Source organism: Streptomyces sp. AC627_RSS907 (genome assembly GCF_019049165.1).
This window is the reverse complement of record NZ_JAGMUE010001528.1, coordinates 1-557: the sequence shown is the minus strand read 5'-3', so window position 1 is coordinate 557 and position 557 is coordinate 1. Positions and strand designations below refer to the sequence as shown.

Genomic DNA, 557 nt, shown 5'->3' with positions numbered 1-557 from the left:
ATCGTGGACCGGCCCGCGGACGGCCGGACGTTGGAGGGCGGGCTGCGCGCCGACGCCCTCGGCACCGCCGTCAGCCCGGTCTTCAACGGCTTCGCCGCCAGCGCCTTCGCGCAGAACATCGGCCTGGTCGCGATGACGGGCGTACGCAGCAGGTACGTGGTGGCCACCGGCGGCGGCATCCTCGTCCTGCTGGGCATGTTCCCGGTCGCCGCGGCCGTCATATCCCTGGTCCCGCTGCCGGTCCTGGGCGGCGCGGGCATCGTGCTCTTCGGCTCGGTCGCCGCCAGCGGCGTCCAGACCCTGGCGCGGGCGGACCTCGACCGGGGCGAGAACGCGCTGATCGTGGCCACCGCACTCGGCGTGGGCCTGATCCCCGTCGCCGCGCCCGGCTTCTACCACGCCTTCCCCGCCGACGTGTTGGTCGTCCTGGACTCCGGGATCAGCACCGGCTGCCTCGTGGCCGTCGCCCTCAACCTCGCCTTCAACCACCTGGGCAGCCCGACGCCAGCGACCCCGTCCGACCAGCCGGCCGGCTCGGCGCCGCCACCGGTACCGAC

1 protein-coding gene is annotated in these 557 nt (G+C 74.5%); it reads left to right on the top strand.

Annotated features, from left to right (window positions below; all coding sequences use genetic code 11):
- The coding region (locus KUM32_RS42825; protein WP_302185281.1) for a solute carrier family 23 protein at positions 1-557 on the top strand (557 nt) is incomplete at both ends.